Source organism: Erythrobacter donghaensis, assembly GCF_002155425.1.
GTDB classification, from domain to species: domain Bacteria; phylum Pseudomonadota; class Alphaproteobacteria; order Sphingomonadales; family Sphingomonadaceae; genus Erythrobacter; species Erythrobacter donghaensis.
Genome location: NZ_MUYG01000003.1, coordinates 1 through 19,494 on the forward strand (window position 1 = coordinate 1; position 19,494 = coordinate 19,494).

16 protein-coding genes are annotated in these 19,494 nt (G+C 59.1%); 6 read left to right on the plus strand and 10 right to left on the minus strand.

Annotated features, from left to right (window positions below):
- Positions 1-79: 79 nt before the first annotated feature.
- Positions 80-1,456 carry an IS1182 family transposase gene (locus BZF59_RS00060; protein ID WP_086606213.1) on the plus strand — a complete coding sequence of 459 codons (1,377 nt, stop codon included), beginning with the start codon at positions 80-82 and terminating at the stop codon, positions 1,454-1,456.
- A 161-nt stretch (positions 1,457-1,617) separates the two neighbouring features.
- Here BZF59_RS00060 and BZF59_RS00065 read toward each other — a convergent pair whose 3' ends face one another.
- The 3 genes from BZF59_RS00065 to BZF59_RS15915 all read right to left on the minus strand — a co-directional run bounded on the left by BZF59_RS00065 (position 1,618) and on the right by BZF59_RS15915 (position 6,893).
- Positions 1,618-4,686 carry a CHAT domain-containing protein gene (locus tag BZF59_RS00065; protein ID WP_086606214.1) on the minus strand — a complete coding sequence of 1,023 codons (3,069 nt, stop codon included), beginning with the start codon at positions 4,684-4,686 and terminating at the stop codon, positions 1,618-1,620.
- Between the two features lie 808 nt (positions 4,687-5,494).
- Positions 5,495-6,394, minus strand: coding sequence for a sterol desaturase family protein (locus tag BZF59_RS00070; RefSeq protein WP_086606215.1), 900 nt, complete (start codon positions 6,392-6,394; stop codon positions 5,495-5,497).
- 250 nt (positions 6,395-6,644) lie between these two features.
- Complete coding sequence (locus tag BZF59_RS15915; RefSeq protein WP_143738030.1) at positions 6,645-6,893, minus strand: type 2 periplasmic-binding domain-containing protein; 249 nt, start codon at positions 6,891-6,893, stop codon at positions 6,645-6,647.
- Between the two features lie 223 nt (positions 6,894-7,116).
- Between BZF59_RS15915 and BZF59_RS00075 the strand changes: the two genes are divergently transcribed.
- Together BZF59_RS00075 and BZF59_RS00080 are read left to right on the plus strand one after the other, a co-directional pair.
- Positions 7,117-8,583 (plus strand): HWE histidine kinase domain-containing protein, encoded by a 1,467-nt coding sequence (locus tag BZF59_RS00075; RefSeq protein WP_086606216.1) that lies wholly within the window; start codon positions 7,117-7,119, stop codon positions 8,581-8,583.
- A 176-nt stretch (positions 8,584-8,759) separates the two neighbouring features.
- Entirely contained in the window at positions 8,760-9,164 is a 405-nt protein-coding gene (locus BZF59_RS00080; RefSeq protein ID WP_086606217.1) for a response regulator, read from the plus strand.
- Positions 9,165-9,388: 224 nt separating this feature from the next.
- Here BZF59_RS00080 and BZF59_RS00085 read toward each other — a convergent pair whose 3' ends face one another.
- From BZF59_RS00085 to BZF59_RS00110, 6 genes are all read right to left on the minus strand, one after another.
- The gene (locus tag BZF59_RS00085) at positions 9,389-9,967 is read right to left on the minus strand and encodes a tyrosine-type recombinase/integrase (RefSeq protein ID WP_086606218.1); all 579 of its coding nucleotides are present in this window, start codon (positions 9,965-9,967) and stop codon (positions 9,389-9,391) included.
- A 270-nt stretch (positions 9,968-10,237) separates the two neighbouring features.
- Positions 10,238-12,310, minus strand: a complete 2,073-nt coding sequence (locus tag BZF59_RS00090) for a TonB-dependent receptor (protein ID WP_086606219.1) — start codon at positions 12,308-12,310, stop codon at positions 10,238-10,240.
- Positions 12,311-12,339: 29 nt separating this feature from the next.
- Positions 12,340-13,599, minus strand: a complete 1,260-nt coding sequence (locus BZF59_RS16370; protein WP_086606220.1) for a HupE/UreJ family protein — start codon at positions 13,597-13,599, stop codon at positions 12,340-12,342.
- Complete coding sequence (locus BZF59_RS00100) at positions 13,581-14,912, minus strand: tetratricopeptide repeat protein (protein WP_143738031.1); 1,332 nt, start codon at positions 14,910-14,912, stop codon at positions 13,581-13,583. The genes BZF59_RS16370 and BZF59_RS00100 overlap by 19 nt, the downstream gene beginning before the upstream one ends.
- Positions 14,913-15,006: 94 nt before the next feature.
- Positions 15,007-15,624: a DUF4331 family protein gene (locus BZF59_RS00105; RefSeq protein ID WP_245805946.1), complete on the minus strand. Its 618-nt coding sequence runs from the start codon at positions 15,622-15,624 to the stop codon at positions 15,007-15,009.
- Between the two features lie 95 nt (positions 15,625-15,719).
- On the minus strand, positions 15,720-16,244 hold the full coding sequence (locus tag BZF59_RS00110; RefSeq protein WP_158094217.1) for a DUF4331 family protein: 525 nt from the start codon (positions 16,242-16,244) through the stop codon (positions 15,720-15,722).
- Between the two features lie 315 nt (positions 16,245-16,559).
- Between BZF59_RS00110 and BZF59_RS00115 the strand changes: the two genes are divergently transcribed.
- From BZF59_RS00115 to BZF59_RS00125, 3 genes are all read left to right on the plus strand, one after another.
- Positions 16,560-17,117: an RNA polymerase sigma factor gene (locus BZF59_RS00115; RefSeq protein ID WP_158094218.1), complete on the plus strand. Its 558-nt coding sequence runs from the start codon at positions 16,560-16,562 to the stop codon at positions 17,115-17,117.
- A complete protein-coding gene (locus tag BZF59_RS00120) occupies positions 17,110-17,901 on the plus strand; it encodes an anti-sigma factor (protein WP_086606225.1) in 792 nt (263 codons plus the stop codon). Before BZF59_RS00115 ends, BZF59_RS00120 begins: the two co-directional genes overlap by 8 nt.
- Before the next feature lie 174 nt (positions 17,902-18,075).
- Complete coding sequence (locus BZF59_RS00125; protein ID WP_086606226.1) at positions 18,076-18,429, plus strand: winged helix-turn-helix domain-containing protein; 354 nt, start codon at positions 18,076-18,078, stop codon at positions 18,427-18,429.
- 162 nt (positions 18,430-18,591) lie between these two features.
- Here the strand turns inward: BZF59_RS00125 and BZF59_RS00130 are convergent.
- On the minus strand, positions 18,592-19,494 hold a 903-nt coding region (locus BZF59_RS00130; RefSeq protein ID WP_211277321.1), incomplete at its 5' end, for a transporter.

A 19,494-nucleotide genomic window follows, 5' to 3' on the forward strand; every position in this document is an offset into this window, starting at 1 on the left:
GATTGTGTTGAAAAACTCCTCCTTGCAATCGGGCTAAAGTATTGATTCTATGTCTTGGCAGACAAGCGGAGACGGTCGGATGATGGGTGAGCGGACGGTGGCGCAGGAGGCCCTGTTCTACAGCTTCAACCTGGAGCGGCATGTTCCGCAGGATCATTTGCTGCGCTCGATCGATCGGTTCGTCGACCTGTCGGGCATTCGCGAACATCTGCGTCCCTTCTACAGCTCGACCGGACGACCGTCAGTTGATCCCGAGTTGATGATCCGGATGCTGATCATCGGCTACTGCATGGGCATCCGGTCCGAGCGGCGGCTGTGCGAGGAGGTGCATGTCAACCTCGCCTATCGCTGGTTCTGCCGCCTGGGGCTGGAAGGCGATGTGCCCGACCACTCGACCTTCTCGAAGAACCGTCACGGTCGCTTCCGCGACAGTGATCTGCTGCGCCAGCTGTTCGAGACGACCGTGGCGCGCTGCATCGCCGAAGGACTGGTCGGCGGTGAAGGGTTCGCGGTCGATGGCAGCCTCGTGCGCGCCGATGTGAACCGCCAGCATGCCGTCGATCAGGCCGATGGCTTGCCGGACCCGGCCACCAGCCATGCCGTTCGCGAGTATCTGGCTGTGCTCGACGATGCGGCCTTCGGGGGCGCAACCCCGGTGCCGCCCAAGCAGTTGGCGGTGGCCGATCCGGCCGCACGCTGGACAGCGGCAAGCCGCGAGCGTGCCTTCTTCGCCTATGCCACCAACTACCTCATTGATCTCCAGAACGCAGTGATCGTCGATGTCGAGGCGACCACCGCCATCCGTCAGGCCGAGGTGACCGCCCAGCGCCGCATGATCGACCGGACGCAGGAGCGCTTCGGCCTCTGGCCCGAGCGGCTCGTGGGCGACACCGGATATGGCGATGCAAGGAACCTGTCCTGGCTGGTCGAGGAGCGCGGCATCGAGCCGCACATCCCTGTGTTCGACAAGTCTGCCCGCCGCGATGATACCTTCGAGCGTTCGGCCTTCACCTTCGACCATGAGGATGACAGCTATATCTGCCCTGCTGGCAAGCGGCTGCGCCAGAGGCAGAAGGTCTATCGCGAGGAACGTCCGTTCGTCGATGAGAACGGCATGTTGCGTTACCGCGCCAGCAAGCTCGACTGCAGTGCCTGCGCTCTCAAGCCGCGCTGTTGCCCGACCCAACCAGCGCGCAAGATCCTGCGTTCAGTCCACGAGGGCGCCCGTGATCTGGCCCGCGATATCGCCACGACCGACGCCTATCTGGTCTCGCGCCGCCAGCGCAAGAAGGTCGAGATGCTGTTCGCGCACCTCAAGCGCATCCTCAGGATGGATCGCCTGCGCCTGCGAGGTCCAAACGGCGCAAGAGACGAGTTCCTCCTCGCAGCCACCGCCCAAAACCTCCGGAAAATGGCCAAGCTGATCCCCATGCCAGCCACCACAGCCCCCGCATAAGCGGGGGCGAAGCCTCAGAGCGCCGCTCAGGCTCGCGCCAGCGCCGATCTCAGCGCCGGGTTTTTCAACACAATCGGCCGGAAACTCGCCAGTCAAGCCGAGTTCCGACATGCCGCGCGAGCGATATATTCCGCGATGAAATACCTTCATGACTGAAAGCCCTAGCGGCCTTCGCCAACGAGCGTGAACGGTGCCCAGACCGCCGGATGATCAGCGCTCAGTGTAGGATCGCTGCGAACCTTTCGCATGGCGGCTTGCAAGGCCTCGGCACGCGGCATCCCGGCAATCGAGGCTTTGACTGTTTCCACCGTGATCAATGGGGCTATGTCATCGAATACCGGCCAGTGGCTCACTAGAAGGGACTCTGCTCCTGCATAGAAAAATGCCTGCGCCAATCCCGACAGTCCCGTTTCGCCGTCGCGGCCCGATGGCGAAGCGGTGTTGCAGGCTGACAGGATCACCCATGCCACCGAGGTAAGGTCAATCCCGACCACTTCCGAAGCCGCAAGATATCCGTCATCATTTGTCGTCGCCTGTTCCGGAGGCGTAAACACCAGACCGGGCTCTGCCAAATCCTCTGCCGTCTCGCTCGTGAAGGCGTGGGTGGCGAAGTGCAGAATCGAAGTTTGCGATAGGTCGAGGGTGCGGACGGCCGTCTCGGTCATGCGCTCGTCGAGGAAAATTGCATCCTCGCTCGCCCCCAGTGCGCGCTGGACCTGCACAAGTTCGCTTCTTGTGCCCGGCAGCGAAGCAAGACGGCGGAGCGCTTCGGTGTCCATCAAGGGCTTGCCTGAGCCATCCCGATAGGTGGCGATCAGGCCGGACGCATCCACCGGAGAGAGGGTTGCCGAGCGTGCCCCGCGCAGCGATGCAGCACCTGTCAGGACAGGCGCGCCAAAGCCATGAAACCCACCTTCGGTTCCCAGTTTACCCTTGGCGCCGAAGGAGCGAATGTAAACCAGTGATTGGATTGATGGCAGCTGGACGAGCGCATAGCGATCTGCGAGCCAGTTTGCATCGCGAAGCACCTGAGGATCATTGAAATCCGCGCCCTCAGGTGGAGGGCTGGTTAAGAAGACGCCCAGCGGCAATCGCGAAAGCGGCCCATCGGCTATGACGTAAACCCGCTGCTTGCCCTCGAGCGCATCTTCAACCGGCGCAATCAGACTGTCATAGAATTTGTGTGCGAGCTGCAGGTCGAACTCGGGAAGCGCTCCATCACCCTCAATTTCGAGACCCTTACGCAATCTTCCTACAGCGTCTTCAATGTTTGAAAGGGGTGGATCCGATTTTTGCCACCGGAAGCTCTCTCGCGTCACCACCATGATGTGTGTGCCGTGCAAGGTCGGAGCCAGCAACAGCACCGCTTCTTCCGGGCCAAGAATTGCGCGAAGCTGCTCCAGCTCCACTGACTGCTGATTGAGAATGGCAAAGTATTGCGGCGCCTCAGCAGCCAGTCGTGCATCGATTTCATCAACCCGCTTTTCAATTGCCTGCAACTGACTTCGTAACTTCCCACGATCGGGTGCCGCTGCTTCGCCGCCGGCCTGAGTTTCTATCAGTTCTGCTTCGATTGCGGGCCATTCGCGGATGAGAGTCTGTCGTTCTTGCACCAATTGGTCTAATCCTCGGTCGGTAGCGAACCGCGATGCCGCAGCGGCCACCACTGCTCGGGTGGTTGAGTCGGCGCTGGCGAGTTGCAGGGTTCTGAAGGCCTCGACCGCCAGATTTGCCCTATTCACTGTCTCGGAATCTAAGTTGCTCCAAAGCACATCAGCATGAAGACGTTCGATACTTTGCCTGTCACTCAATTCGCGATGGGACTGTTCGCCCCCACGTATCCCTTTTCCTGCGAGATCGACTGCCCGGCTTCGTGTTGCCTCTACCAAATCTTGTGACAGTGGCAGCGCCGCTGCAACCCGAGAATGGTCCAGAAGGCTATGAGTGTAGATCCTGAGCATGTGCAGGGTGTAGGAATCTCGCTCACCCAGCACTTCACGGTTCAGGTGCAATGCTTTGTCGAGAATCGGATGAGCTTCAGCCGCCCGGTTCAGGTCAATAAGCAGCTCGGCGTAGTCGTTGAGGATGGAGAGTGTAATGCGATGCCGCTCGCCAAGAACTTCGCGGCTAACACTTAACGCTTCTGCCAAGAGCGGCTCACTTTCGGGCAAACGTTCCAAAGACCAGAGAACATAAGCATAATATTGAAGACTGATTATTGTGTATAAATTCTGATCCCCAAAGTGCTCGCGGGTCAAACGCAGCGCTTCGAATAAAAGCGGCTCGGCTTCGTTCGCCCGGCCTTCGCCAATAAGCCCCATGGCGTAGTCTTTGAGGACGGTCAGCGTATCGGGATGCCGCTCGCCCAGCACTTCTCGGTTCAGACGTAGTGCTTCGGCAAAAAGTGGTTGAGCTTCAGCCCATCGGCCCATGCCACGGAGCTCGCGGGCGTAGTTTCGGAGGCTGGTCAGCGTATCAGGATGCCGTTCCCCCAACACCTCTTGGCGGAGGCGCAATGACTCGGCGAAGATTGGTTCGGCTTCATCCGAAGTTCCAAGCGCACCGAGCAGAAACGCATGGGCATCAAGACTGGCCAGCGTGTCAGGATGCCGCTCCCCCAATACTTCGCGGCGTAGACGCAGCGATTCGTCAATCAGCAGCGCGGCCTCATCCGACCGACCCAGACTGTGGAGCACCTCGGCAGAGACGTAGAGGCTGGTCAGGGTATCGGGATGCCGCTCGCCCAGCACTTCGCGGCGCAGGCGCAGCGCTTCGACGATCAGCGGCTCAGCTTCAGCCGAACGCCCGAGGCCGTCCAGCGTGGCGGCGTAGTTGTTGAGGCTGGTCAGGGTATCGGGATGCCGCTCGCCCAGCACCTCGCGGCGCAGGCGCAGCGCTTCGACAATCAACGGCTCAGCTTCAGCCGACCGGCCAAGCCTAGCGAGGGTGCCAGCGTAGTTATTGAGGCTGAGGAGCGTGTCAGGATGCCGCTCACCTAGAACTTCACGGGACAGGCGCAGCGCTTCGGCCTGCAAAGGGAGGGCATTGGAAACATCGCCCTTAGCCAGAAGATCGCCAGCTTGTTCGTTCAAGGCGGCAATTTGACGCGATACCCCGGCTATGTCGTCCGCGCTCGCTATAGCGGGATCGTCAGGCTCTAAGGCGGACAATCCGGTAGTGCAGAACAAAGCTCCCACGAGAGCAACGCAAATCAGGATCGAGTTCTTCATTACGTCCCACCCCCGCAACCAAGTTACTGCTTGGCAAACATTATGCAAGTTCGTGAGATTCGCTCTCGAGGTGACCCGTCGATCTGGGGCACGAATGCCGCATTGGGACGATGCTTAATGCTTAATGACCGACATGGGGTCGCTTGCTGAATGGCAGCAATTTTCCAGAAGCGGGGTGAAGCCGCCATCAGCGGCCTCACTTCAAGGGTGACGGCTGTCGACCCAGACACAGTCGTCTCGACGCAGTGCTGGGAACATCTGCTTCGTCCGTAGGCCGACATACCACTTTCGGGAATGAATCTCCTAAAGGCTCAACGCTTGCGGCTTAAGGAGCCGGGCCGGGCATTCAATAGGATGGACGCGCGCGAGTGCCGGAGGTCCTTCCCATTGCAACTACGGAACTGACTGAGGATCATGATCCGCAATGAGGGATGATGGGTCAGCAGGATTTTCGGCCCGGAGTGAACGTGACAGGCATTCAGGGCCCAGGCTTGGTACGGCTGGTCGATCTGCCCCTTGTGCAGTCTTCTGGCTGGCTGTTCCCTTGAATCCGAGGTCGGACAAAGCCCCACCACAAGAAATTGTAAGCGATTGCACAATACAGCGCTATAGTATCGGGCACAAACCGGAAATCAGGGAGGGTGAGAAACCCCGCATAATCTGCGCAGCCGAGCGCAAACGAGCCAAATCCTATCGCTGACAGGGATCGCTTGTGCCGCCTCGCAAACCGCATTCCGCGTGCAAACATCTATTTCCAGCTCGTGGAATTGGTGCGATCGCTATGCATCATGAGCCGACGAATCATGCCCTATCGCGCATTGAGGACGAGATATTTGGGGCAATCGCTGCGGCAAATGCCGTCATGCGACCATTCGGGGGGGCGCCAGAGATAGGCAAGCTTGTCCTGCCACCTTTCGGCTGCGTCCATTCGTGCCATGAGCTGCTTCAGTCCAACGAATTGCGCGGTCAGCGGGTTGTAATCGTAGGTCGGCTTCACAAGGCCCGGATTGGGCTCCTCACCGACCTCTGCGTAAGTGCCGAACAAGCGGTCCCACACAATCAGCACCTGACCATAATTGCGGTCAATGTATTGCGGCTGGTTGGCATGATGGACCTTGTGGATCATCGGTGTCGCCAGCCAGCGGTCGAGCCAGCCGAGCCGTCCGACCCAGCTGGCGTGGTTCCAGATGCCAAATGCGTTCTTCACCACGCTCACCGCGATGAACACAACCGGCGGGACGCCCAGAAGCGCCGCCACGCTGTCGAACAACGGGCGCGGCAGGCCGTCGAGAAAGATCCCGCGCGCGGCCGTCGAATGGTTGAACTCGTTCGAGGAATGGTGGATCGCGTGAAAGGCCCACAATAGCCCGACCCGGTGGCTGAGGCGGTGTTCCCAGTAATAGCTGAGATCATGCACGATAAAGGCAATAGGGATAGCCGCCAGCAGCGGCAGACCGGCCACCAGCCGCAGGTTGTCATAGACTAGCACATAGATGGCGATTGGAACGACAACACCGAACAGCAGCTTGAGCACGCTCGAAAAAAGGTTCAACCCTATCGAGCACAATGCATCATTGTTGTTGTAACCGGGATTGCCGTGGATCGCCCATAGGCGCTCAAGGATTACGCTACCGAAGTAGACAGCAGCGAGAATCCAAATGGCAGCAGGTCCGCCGAGAAGGGTGATCGCTTGATCTATGCTCTCCATATACCAAATCTATCACCAGGATCGATTAACGCAATGTCTGCGATTGGGCCGTTAGCAGAAGGACATACTTAGGCTGAAAACGCGGAATTTCCTGCCGTTATCGGCGAGCAATGTACCCTGTCCGGTGTACGCTCAGCCACCATCGCTCAAGGTTCGTAGGTTGGACCATTGCCTCTTCCAACAAGCTGCATACTGCATTCAGACTTGTGCACCGGACTCGGTTAGCGCCGGAGGCGGTTCGGACGCCGACTCAGCACCAACTCTTTCCGCGTGAATAAATCAATAAGGCCGTGAACCATGGCAGCAAAGTGCCGGCTCGAGAGTTAGCTGCAAAGAGACCGAAATTATCATCCGGCTTGCCCTCGAACAGCACCTTTAGGCGCCCCTCAATGTTTTTCTCTGCGGCAAGACATTCCGGAGCAATTACAATGCCTGCCCCTTTAAGCGCGAGACGGATGGCAAAATCAGCGCTGTTGGCCGAAGGTGCGGCTTTCGACATTGGCATTGTTAGGCGCCGACGGGGTACCAGTTTGTATGTCCTGTCCCCGCTCTGACAATTTGAACTCGCACTGCCGGGCGGGTATAGGGATCGGGACGCGGTGTGCGTTGTGGTCAAGGTGTCTAGCGGCTACATTGACCGCCTTCGTTTAGTTGATAATTTCGATCGCTGTCGCGAATCTTCAATGGCGCTGTCTCAATAGATTTGGTCACAGGGGGCTTCAATGAACCACACAGACGTTTCCCTCGTCGCCCCCAAGCCTAACATTCGCGAGGCTCTCGCGATCATGGCAAAGAGCACCCATATCGTGGGGGATGACTACTTCCCATCTCTTGTAGAGTCCTTGGCATCATCCCTTCATGTGAGGTGGGCTTTTGTTTGCCAATTCAACCCCGTCGTCCCAAACGAGGCGACGACGATCGCGTTCTGGGATAACGGCCCCGCCGAGAACTTCGTCTACAATCTGCTGAACACCCCTTGTGCGGATGTCGCATCGCAAGGAACCTGCTGCTATGCTGACGACATCGTCAGCCTTTATCCCTTCGATCAGATGCTGGCAGATCTTGGTGCGCGGAGCTACGCTGGCACGGCGCTGAAATCACTGGATGGCAGGGTAGTTGGCCTGCTCGCGGTCATGGACGAGAAGCCACTTGGGCCGCCCGAAGCAGTAACCCAGATCATCGGACTCTTTTCTGGCAGGGCAGCGGCTGAACTCGAACGTATTGCCACCGCATCACTGAACGAGCGTCTTGGGAAAATAGTCGAAGCATCTGTGAGCGAGGCATACGTGTTTGCAGGCGATACGTGTCGCTTTGAACTTGTGAATCGCGGTGCTCGTGAGAACCTTGGCTACACGATGGACGAGCTGCACCAGCTAACACCATGGGACATCAAGCCTGAGTTTTCGAAGGAACAGTTCGAAGATCTTGTGAAACCCCTCAAAAGCGGAAAAGTTGATTTTCTTCGGTTTGAAACCGTCCACGCAAGGAAGGATGGAACAACTTATCCTGTTTCCGTCCAGCTTCAATACTTTCCAAACAACGGTAGAGTGTTCTTTGCTTCGATTACTGACGACACAGAGCGTAAAGCCAAGGAGGCGCAAGAGCGACTAATTCTGGCTGAAATGGATCATCGCTGTAAAAATATTCTTACGATCGTACAGATTCTTGCACAGCAAACTGCTGATAGCAGTCCAGAAGAATTTATCTCAACTTTAAAGGCAAGACTTTCCGGTCTTTCGGCAAGTCATGATATTCTTGTCAAAAACGCGTGGAATGATTTACCTTTTAAGGAGATAATTTTTTCCCAATTGGGCCACTTTAAGGACATCATTGGGAGTCGGATAATAATTTCTGGTCCTCCGATCAAGATCAAGGCCAAAGCTGCACAAAATTTCGGCATGGCCCTTCATGAGTTGGCAACCAATGCATCAAAGTATGGCGCGCTATCGAGCGAAGATGGCTGCATAAATGTTAAATGGGAGGAAATAACGACGGAACGTGGTCTTTGTCTGCATATGTCATGGATCGAATCTGGCGGCCCACCGGTTGTTGCGCCTTCTCGCTCAGGATTCGGTTCTTTCATGATTCGAGACAGCTTGGCATTCCAATTCAACTGTGATGTGAATATGGATTATCACCCCACAGGGTTCCGTTGCAGCTTTGTCGTTCCTGCCGAAATGATCTATTAGGTTCGATCTCCAAGGTCAGGGGCACCAAACATCGATGGCAGGACGAAATCAGGCGGAACGCACAACCGATATTGGATGCTCATGCTACAGGCGCGGTTGGGCACAATTCGTTGCTGCGAGAGCATGCCTGTGACCTTTCAGATGGAACCATCTGCTATCGTTCCGATTGTTTCGCCATGTCCCAGCCGATTCTGATCATCGAAGACGAGTTTCTGATTGCATTTGAAATGCAGCGTACCCTCAAGCAACAGGGCTACCCAGTCATTGGAATTGCGGTCGATTTGGAGAGCGCGATGGCATTCGCCCAGAGGGGCGAAATCGCTTTGGCTCTGGTAGACCTCAATCTTCGCGACGGGCTAACAGGTCCACAGATCGGTACGTGTCTCGCCCGCGATTACAGCGCGACCGTTATCTTTGTTACGGGCAATGAACGGGAGCTTGGTGACGGGATTGAGGGCACGATCGGAGTTCTTGGTAAACCGGCCGACAGCACGGATCTTTTGTCAGTTGTGGACTTCGGATTGAAACGACGGCGCGGGGAGAAGTGTGCCCCCCCTTCGTGCCTCCGGTGTTTCAGCTAATCGATAATGAGGCCATCAGCCATACGTTCAAGAGCCTATCTATTTCTGATCTGAGAACCCTTGATGTCGGCGTCCGGTGAAGTCAGTCGTTTCACGTGACGTAAGGGAACGACGGCTTTGTCTTAAGTGCCTCGGGGCCGGCTCCTCGCCGCTAACTAGGAGCCGATTGCTCAGATTTTCGTGTTCTCGGCGAGGGCAAGTGCGTCCTCGACACCGATCCCCAGCTAGCTCGCGGTATTCTCGATCTTGCTGTAGCCGATCAGCACCTGGACAGCACGAAAATTGCCGGTCGCCCTGTAGATGATCGACGCCTTGGTCCGCCTCAGAGAGTGGGTGCCGTATTCGCTCCGCATCAAGCCGATCCCGCTTACCCATTCATCAACAAGCCGGGCATATTGGCGGGTGCTGAGGTGCCTGTTCCGATCGACCCGGCTTGGGAAGACATAATTGTCTACGGTGCCACCCTGGCGCTCAAGCCAGGCCAGCAGACTGGCACGGGCATCCGGCAAGATCTCGAATTGAACAGGACGGCTCGTTTTCTGCTGCATCACGATTGCGCGCGTTCGGATCTGCCCTCCGTTGACGATGTCGCCGATTTTCATTCGAACGAGGTCGCAGCCGCGCAGCTTGCTATCAATCGCGAGGTCAAACAGCGCACGATCACGCAAGCGGCGGCGTTCGTTCGGGAAAAAGCGGATCTTCCAAATTTGCTTCGGCTTGAGCGCCCGCTTCGCGCCAACACTCTTTCCCGCGTTCCAGTCCGGGCGCCTTGTGGCGGTCATTTCGGTTTCAGGCATCTCCATAATTCTTCTCCAGTGACCAGAATGGTCACCAGAAGAATGTCTGTCGGCCTGATGGTTGAAAATGGTGTGGCGCCGATCGACCCGCAAATCACAGTTCGTCCGATGGGACGGAAATGGCCGCTTTGCCTGAAACCTGCCCCTCTTCCGGTAGACAACCGTGAAGCGGGTTCAGCGGCTTGGGAGCCCTGTGTGTCACGAAGACTTTCAGGCACGGACATATTCCGCTTGGCAATCATCATTTGAAGCTAGGAGAGATGGCGGCAAGCCTGATCAAAAAGTATATCTCAGACTCGCCCGGACCTGACGCGGTTCGACCGGGTGGAAATGGCGATCGTCAACGCCGGTCGCCTCGCCCGGGAGGCGGGATTCATAGAAATAGGTGATGTCGGCGTCCCGGCTATCGAACAGGTTGAAAACTTCGACTCCCAATCGCATCGCGCCGAGATCGTAATTGCCCGCCAGATTGACCAGCGTCGTCGCGTCAGAGCGGACCGAGCGATCCTCGATAAGCGGAGCACTGCCGAAATGGCGCACCCGGGCGATGATGGTCAGATCGGGCACCGGGGTAACAGCCACCCCTGCGGCTATCACCTCCGGAACGGCGCCTGGAATGGCATCGGCGTTTGCACCCGGTCCGATGAACCGGGCATCGGTGTAGGAGTAGGCGGCGTCAATCACCAAGCCGGGCACCGGGCGCCAAAACAGATTAGCCTCGATTCCGTAACGCTGTGATCCGTCATTGGGTTCGGTCGCGCCGCCATCCCCTATGAAGACCAGCTCAGATTCGAGTTCGAGCCAGAAGCCGACCACCGAAGCATCGAGCGTCGCAGTCTCCAGCCGCGCGCCCAGTTCCGCCCCCTCGGCCCGAACCAGCAGAGGCACCCGTTCCGCTGGATCGCCGCTGACCGGATCGACCGCGATGGTCGCGCCGCGCGCGTCATTGGAATGGAAGGATTGGCCGTAATTGGCGTAAAGCTCGATGACCTTGGATGCCTGCCACGCCAGCCCGAACTTCGGGGCGAACAGGTCATCGTCAGCGCGGCCCGAATTGGCCGCGAGATCGGACCGCACGTCGACCGTCTGGTAATCGAACCTGAGCCCGGCAAAGCCGCGCAAACCGGGCGCGATCCCGATCTGGGTGTCAATGTAGAGCCCGAGGCCGGTCTGGTCGATCGCATCGAGCCGCACGGTCTCGACCGGGATGGCATCCACGCTGCGGAACAACCCGACCTCGTCAATCGCGTCGTGCCGCAGATCTGCACCGACGTTGATGGCGAGCGGGCCGCGCTCGAACCGGTGCGACACCGTGCCGCCGAGCACCCAGCGTTTGTCGCGCTGAACGAACTCGTCACCCCGCACCGGATCTTCAAGGAAGTAGGTGAAGTTGGACACCAGCTCGAACTCGTACCGGGTGGCATAGGCCGAAAAGGTGGTGTCGCCAACTGCCCCATCGAACACAAAACCGAGGCGGGTCGTGCTCCCGCCAAGATCATCGTCGATATTGCCGAAGCGGTCGATCAGCCCGCTGGCCACCGCGCGTTCCGGCACCTGATCGGTCGATGTCCAGCGGGCATCGTAGGCGTTGAACTGGAGTGAAAAGCGGTTGGTCTCGCCGCCAATAGAATATTTCACAAGCCCTGAGAAACGCTCGAGATCCTCGTCAAGCAGCCAGGGGCCATCATAGATTTGTGCGTCGCCCAGGATCAGCAAGTCGCCGCCACCAACGCCGGTGCTTCCGCCAACAACGCCGCGCACGAAGCCGAATTCGCCGACCTGCACCTCGGCAAAGGGGCGCAAGCTGTCGACGGTCTTGAAGGCTGCGGTCCCGGCCGCGCTGAAATCGCCGACATCGGCAAAATAGGGCCCTTTGCGGAAGTCGATCCGTTCAACCGCCTCGGGAATCAGGAAATTAAAATCGAGATAGCCCTGCCCGTGACCGTGCGAGCGCAAATTCATCGGGACGCCATCGACAAATCCGGCAAAATCCGTGCCGTGATCGAGGTTGAAACCGCGCAGGAAGAACTGGTTGGCCTTGCCGCTACCCGAATGCTGCGTGGCGATCAGGCCGGGCACGTTCTCCACCAATTCACCGATCCGAGAAATCGGAACCGCGTCAAAATCGGCATAGCCGACTGACCCTTGCGATGCGGACCGGGCAATGCCGATTTCTTCCAGCCCACGGCCGTAAACGATGATCTGTTGTGGCTCGGCGCTTTCCCTTTCGGCTGGTTCCGGCTCGGGTGTAGCTTGCGCTGCTGCTGCGGTGGCGAAGGTGCAAAGTGCTGTCCCGGCCAATCCAATCGCCAGCCTACGGGCGTGCGCCCATGCAGTGTTTGCAGACATGGAAAATCCTTTGCTGGGGACAAGGAGGGTCAGGCCGTTCGGAGCTTCGCCGCAGGGGAGCGTCGCGCGAACAGGACCAATCCGGTGAACAGCACGGAGAAAAACACTAGCACCATGGTCGTCTCGACCACCGCTTCGAATGCCGCGACAAAGTTCTCGTCGATGCCGATATAACGATCCGCCACCCACACCGCCGCGATGACGCAACAGAATAGCGCCGAACCGGCACGCAGCCGCTGATAGGCGGGCGTGGAGGCGATGGTGACGAGCGCCGGGACGATCAAAAGAGCGATGGCGATCTGGACCAGCTCGATCCCGATATTGAAGCCAACGAGCGTGACGATATTGCGCGCCACGGACAGATCGGTCGAGCTCAGAAATCCGGCAAACCCCAAGCCGTGGACAAGCCCGAAAAGCGTCGCGAACATAGCCTCTCGGCGGGGGAAGATCGGGCGGATTGCATGGATTGCCGCAATCAACACCGATACCGCAATCAGCGTTTCGACCAGCGTGCCGGGCAAGGTGAGTCCGCCCAGCGATGCCGCGACCAGGGTGGCGCTGTGTCCCAGCGTGAAGCCCGAAACCAGGATTGCCGCAGAATGGACCGTCGGCTTTGGACCGCGCGCTTCACGCCAGCGTCCGCCGCGCTCCATCAGCGGCAGCGGCAGCAGCAGCGCCAGCAAGAATGCCAGATGATCGATCCCGGCAAGAATATGTCCGGCACCTAGACTGACCGCATTGGCAAAGGGCATCCAGCTGTGCGCCGCGCCGCGCTTGATCTCCAGCGCGTTACGGCTTGCGCGCAAGGTGCCGATGACGTCGGGCTCGTCACCCAGTTTGCTCACCGGATCGCGCCGCAGCATAACCAGCACGAAATGGTCGGGCACGGCGCCGATGACTGCGCGCCAACGGAGCGTGAAGTCGCTCAGGTCCGCTGGATCTCGCGGCACAAGGGAGAGCGTCGCGACGAGGTCCGGAGTGCCATCGCGGGCGACGAAGTCGAGACTCTCTACCTGCGTCTGCCACACGTCAGCGCCGCCGCTGGCCGAGATCAAATCGGAAAGATAGCGCCTCGCCTGCGTGCGGGACACCTCATCTGCAGCGATGCGGTTGCCGCTGGCATAGGAATACTCTGCTCCCGGGATAATAATTTCCAGTTCAACTCGGTCGGCCTGGAAATCGAGATAGGCCTCGCTGTTCGGGGCCTGGTGCGCCTTTGCGACGCCGGTCAGTGCGACAACAGCCAGCAGCCATGCAATGCCGATCCTGATTAGCCGTGTGCGAGCCATATCAGCCTCGTCGCCGGATCACCGATTTTTGGGTTGATCGCGCGCGCCTGCGCATTGGCAGTTTCCGCCGCATCGGTGTCGCCAAGGATGGTAAGCGCTTGCGCCTTGATCGCGAAGAGCTGCGCGGATCGCCAGCCGGACCGCTCGGCAAGACCAATCTGAGTCAACGCAGCGCGTGCCTGATCATTGGCCATGAACGCCCGGGCGAGCAGCAGCCGTGCCTCTCCGAAAGGGCGGGCTCTTGCATTGATCATGGCCAGTCGCAGCGCCTCTTTGGGATCGCCGAAAACCAGCTCATGCTCAGCGGCATGGGCAGCGAAGGCTGCGGGGTATTTGCCGGACCACTCCCGCCAAATTGCGCCCGACTTTTCCGCCCAGGCGCGGCTACGGGTGCTGTCGCCGCGCACCCGCGAGGCCAGCGCCAACATATCCATCGCCTCGGGCCGATCATGATCGCGCGCCACTCTTTCAAGCTCGGCGATGGCGCTGCTCGGCTGGCCATTTGCGAGGCGTGCCTCGGCCCGGTAGAGTGTGGTTAGCCAGTGCCCGGGAAAGAGTGCCTCGGCGCGGTCGTACCAGTCCTGTGCAGCGGCATAATCGCCACGGGCGCTTGCTATCATGCCAGTCTGGAGCGCGATGCTAGATAATACGACTGGCGCGAGCTTTTCCGCGCGGGTTGCCTCGGCCAATGTCGCAATTGCGGCATCGAATTCGCCGGATACCCGTTGCAGATTGGCGATCCGCAACGCCACGCTGACATGTGGGTCGATTTGCGCTGCCTCACGGTACAGGCTGGCAGCTCGGGCATGGTTGCCGGTGTAGAATGCCAGATCGCCGCGCATTGCCGCAGCTTCCGACAGGGTTGGCTTTTCAGGTGGAACGCTGGCCCTCGAAAGAATGTCGAGTTCGCGCGCTGCCCCTGCCAGATCGTGCCGCGCCAACGCCAGTTCAGCCCTCAATTCGGGCACGCCCGATGGCGTCGGGGCCAGAGTTCGCACTGTCATGATCGCTTGCTCGGCCATGTCCAGATGGGCGATCCGGCCCGTCAGCCGGAACAGCGAAAGCGCCGCTGCACCCGCGCCGGCGTGAGGAAGCCATTCATCAGGGGTGCGTTCGATCCGCGCTTGCGCCAAGGCGAAGCGATCATTCGAAACGACTAGGAGATCGGTATAGGTCGCCGGTCCATATGCCGGGCGTTCCATGGCGAACACGGGGGCATGAGGACCCGTGTCGCGCTGCACCGTCCATTGCAGCAACGCAACGCTCAAGATGGCGAACATTGCCATTAATGGCCAACGAAGCATTCGGGTCATGGCGTCCTTTCTGCATTATCTTGAACCGGGCAGGCCCGATGAGATCGGACCTGCCCGGTCGCCGGAACAAAGGCAGTCGTTCCGGCGGACGGTTTCATCGGGGGCGCGCGCAGGGCGTGAGGCCCGCTCCGATCAGATCGTCCGCCAGTGCGTTGGTCAGGCCAGTCAGTTGCGCGCTCAGTTCCGGCACAAAGTCGCCATCGGCATCGTCTGCGGGATTGGCGTCGTTGTAGGCGTTCTTCATAGCCGAACCGATCAGCGCGGTCGAAACCGCCGGCATGCCCATGCGATCGACGCGGGTGTAGGCGCTGGCCGCATCGGTGCGGAACGTGAAGCCCGATCCCGGCGAGGTCAAGACCTGCGTTCCTTGCGCGGGTGCGAGGAACGGAAAGCTTGTCGGTAGCGGGACGTCATTGCGTGGCGGATTGAGGGGCAGTCCTGCCAAAGTCCCGGGCCCGTTGCGGCTGAGATCAAGGAAAATCACAGCCAAGGTCACGTCGATCACCGGATCGGCCAGCAGACGCCCATTGGGGAACCCGGCATTGGCCGCGAGGTTGAGCGTCAGCGTGTCGGGTACCACCGCGCCCGCGACGGTCACGCCGCCTGTACCGGGGACGACCTGATTGAGGCAGGGGCCAACATCGAAGCTGGTCGGTGTGGGCGTCGGGCTTGGCGTCGGCGTCGGTGCGACAACGACGGGAGGCGGTGCCATCTCGTCATCCCCGCAAGCGGCCAAAAGGCCGAGCGGCACAATCAGCGGAGCGGTCGCAAGCATCCTGCGGAGCGAGCTTGAGAATTGCGTTGTCATCACAGTTGGCCTCCAAAACGCGCTGTGGTGGCCCACACATCCACGAGGTTTGTTCCATTTTCGATCCGGTCACGCGGGATCGAGATCACAATTGCGGTGTCGTTTTGACCCGCAAAGAAGTCGCGCTGGTTGTTGAAGCGCAACGTCCCGGTGGCGACCGTATCGCGGAAGCCCTGAAGGTCGAAGAAGAACGGATCGTCGAACAGCCCGGCCCGTACGCGAACGCCGTCCTTGACAAGATCGGTTTCCACCGCCCCTTCGATTGCCCCGGTCACGCCGGGAAGGCCCTTGACCTGAACGCCAAAAGTGTTGCCCGAACCCCGTCCGAAGCGGACCTCGATAGGGATATCGGGCGTGGTGCGCGGCGCTGCGTTCGACACGTTGATCGTGTAGAGCACATCCGGATCATAGACGGCTGGAAGATTGGCCGCCTGGGGACCGGCAAAGGTCAGCACGAAGTTGATGTCAGTCGCGGTGTGCCATGCAAAAACGTCGGCGATATCTGCCGCCTTGTCGGGCGTCATGTCGTTAGCCGGGTTCGTACGCCCCGGAGGATCAAGGTGGTCGGCGGCGGTAAGGCCGGAGCCCGTTACGTAGAAGGCACCTCCGGCCAACGCCATCATGACCCCCGCAACTAGGGGCAGTGCGTGTCTCATTTTCACCCAATTTCTCCTCGAGCGATGCATCAATAGAGCGGCGGCGCACGTTTCTGTGCTGAGGCACTACGCTGGCGGATCTGGTCCGGTTTTGGGCTGATCAAAATATATTTTTAGAACTTGCCTAAATTGCTACCGCCTTCCTAGATCGCGGTCTGCCGAAGCTGGAGAATGACGGCGCGCATGGCCAGAGACACACAGAATAGTGAGCTGTTTCACATCCTTCTTGCGATGGCAGAAGGTGAAAAAGCAGCCATGCATCGGCTCTACGTGCGAACGTCTCGTGAGCTTTATTCGCTTTGTTTCAGTTTTATTCAAAACCGGGAAGCCAGCGAAGACGTAGTGCATGAAGTCTATCTGAAGGCTTGGAACCGGGCAGCTAGTTACGACCCGACAAAAGGTACGCCGATGGCTTGGCTGTCCAGGATCGCGCGCAACAGCGCGCTCGACTGGATCAGAGCCCAGAAGCGTCGGCCGACAACAGGTGACGACGAACTCATCTTCGTCGCTGACCAAAGTGAGACTGCTGAAGAAATGCTCATCCGAGTAGAACAATCAGACAATGTCAGGCTGCAGGTAGAGAATCTGGCATCAGTTGATGCCAATCTGATCCGCAGCGCCTATTTGCTCGGGATGACCTATTCTGAGGTGGCAAATGAAACGGGCTTGCCGCTGGGAACTGTTAAGACGCGGATCCGCAGGGGGCTTCGCATCATGCGTGAAAGAATGACTCATGACTGATGAACCTGACGCCCCTAGCGATCCGGAAATGCTGGCGGCCGAGTATGCGCTCGGCTTGCTGGACGCCGACGCTCACGCTGCAGCCGAAGCGCGTATGGCTACCGATAGCGATTTCGCGGCCCGCGTGGCGCGGTGGGAAGCGGTTGGTCATGACTGGGCCCGCTCGGCGCCTGCCGACGATAACTGGTCGCCCGATGACCTGTGGCAGCGCATGGAAGCCACCTTTCCGGCGGGGCGCGAGACGCGCGCGCTCCCCATGCCTGCCAATGATGTCAGCACGGCGCATGCTGCGCTCCGGTCATCGTCCGGATGGCGGGCGGGGACGATTGCCGCATCAGTTGCGGCGCTCGTGCTTGGCGGGCTATATCTGGGCGAACGCGGCCGTGTGCAGGAATTCGGCGAGCAACTGGCTGTGGCCGAAGCGCAGAGCCGGGAGGCCAGATCGGCCATTCGCGTTGCACAGGTGAGCCAGGCCGACGGCGCGCCATTGCTGAGCGTCATCTACGAGGGGCAGGACGGAAAGCTGACTGCGCGCATTGCTGATATTGCGGACCAGGGCCTCGTTCCCGAATTGTGGGTGATCGGCCCCGACGGAAAGCCGCGCTCGCTGGGGCAGGGCACTGGAGGCTCGGTCTTCGTGGTCGAAATTACCGACCAGATGCGCAAAGACATTGCCGCCGGGAGCGCGATCGCAATCTCGCTCGAAAAACCGGCACCAGTCCCCAGCGCGCAACCGACGGCTGAGCGCATCCTCGGCGCTGCGCAGCTTGCGCCGGTGACGTAGGCACAGGCAGGCGACTTTGGTCATTCTGCTTTGCGCCTCCATCGCTCAAGCGCCGGGACGTTTCTTCACCACGGCTGCCAACTAGGTTGCGCAGTTGGGCTTGGAGTACCGCGACAGAAAAATGCGTTGATGTGCCACAGTTGATGGCTTCGGCTGGTGTGAGGAGGAGGTTTGATGATGGTTCAGAAGTGCCCGCATTGTGGGATAACGTCGTTTAATGATCATCCGATCATTTTTGGAAACGTCACTCTGGAAGACAAGGGCGTGCTCGTTTTTGAAAGAACGGAAATGACGCTGCCAAGAGTCCAGCACCAGATCGTGCAAGCTTTGGTGGCAGCAAAGGGCAGGGCGTTGACACGCGCGCACCTCGCAGATTGGCTTGATGGAGAGGTATTTGATCAGTCGATCGCGGTTTATGTGGCTCGCGTGCGCTCAACCTTTCGTCAAATTGATCCTTCTTTCGACCAGATTTTTTCGGTCCGCGGCTTTGCGGCATACAAGTGGTTGTTCAAACCCCTCGCCCAATGACGGATTGGATTTGCCTGGAAATAGCGAATATCGACTAGGAACTGGATAAGGAAAGCTTGCGCGCATCCATCGACGGCGTGGTTAAGCACCAAGAGCCAAAAAGCCGCGGACCGGTCTATCGGGGAGAGGCGATGATCAGCGCGTGCAAGCGCACCATCTTTCTCAAAAGCCCACGCCCAACCTTATGCCGAGACGCGCGTCCGGGGCATCGGTCGACAGCCCGGCCCTTGCATCAACGCCAAGCTGTAGCCGATTGGTCAGACTGGTGGCGAAACCCAAGCCGACGGATTGATTGTCCCCAACCAGCTCGGTCGCAGCCTGATCGTAACTGTAGGAAACTGTCACTGAACTCAGATTGCTCACAAGAAATTGGCTACCGACAGCGCCAGACAAGGTGTTGCGAACATCAAAGCCAGCGGGTTCGCCTACGACGGTGTAACCGGCGGTGACGAACGGGATCACATTGCCGAAACGCTGCGAGATTTGGCCATTAATGCCCAAATCCACCTCGCCGGTACCAAGGGCGGCTTCTCGCGAAGCAGTGGGCACCTTGATGATGCCGCCGAATGACGCGTTTAATCGGCCCACCGGGAGCTGATAATCGGCCTGCAATGTGAGATCGCCGATCCCTTCGCGGGTAACCGTGCCGGGCTGAGTGGATGGGCGCGACAGGAGCGCCGTGCCCAGCAGCCCGCCACCGCTCACAATCAAATCTTCCGGAGCAGATGTGACGATGTAAGGGATTGAAGCGGCGAAGGAGAATCTGCCTGAGGTCACTCGAGCGCCGGTGGAAAAGCTTACTGTGTCATATTCGCGGTCCGCGAGGTCGCCGGTGACGTAATCCGCGGCTACGAACAAGGTGATTGCGGTCTCTGGCTTCGGGTCGTCGGAAGAGGCTGGCGCGGCCTCTTGAGCAAATGCGGGACCGCCGATGAGAGTAAGGACGAGAATGAATTTCGACTTGCGCATGATGTCGCTCCAGAATTGAAAGGTCGCAGCCGGGGCTGCTTCATCTCTGAAACGAACGGGTCTTCCGATTTCATCCATTCTATCTTGATTATGGCT